General features: G+C 43.5%; 1 protein-coding gene. It reads right to left on the bottom strand.

Translation table 11 applies throughout. The features are described 5' to 3' along the window. Window positions 1-58: 58 nt before the first annotated feature. A partial coding sequence (locus tag SB660_RS22265) for a GNAT family N-acetyltransferase (RefSeq protein WP_410584634.1) occupies window positions 59-253 on the bottom strand: 195 nt, incomplete at its 5' end.

The raw sequence follows: 253 nt of genomic DNA, 5'->3' as shown, positions 1-253 counted from the left end.
CGGTGATTAGTATACCAATGAACCGTTCATGCTCATAAGTGACAAATTTGTGAACAATCTATAAAGCAGAATCGTCTTGTTTTGTCATCAGCACATGCGGAATGCCGTCCAGCATAAATTCTTCTGATGCAGTCTGATAGCCGAGCTTTTCATAAAAGCCTGCCGCCTGTGTCTGGCCGTGCAGTTTGAAGGCAGAAATGCCTTGTTCTTTCACAATACGTTCTAATGCATCGACGATCACTTTTCCCAAACC

This window comes from Bacillus sp. SIMBA_005 (assembly GCF_046535585.1).
GTDB lineage: Bacteria > Bacillota > Bacilli > Bacillales > Bacillaceae > Bacillus > Bacillus pumilus.
Note: the sequence above shows the minus strand (reverse complement) of the source record. Positions and strands in the feature narration are given on the sequence as shown.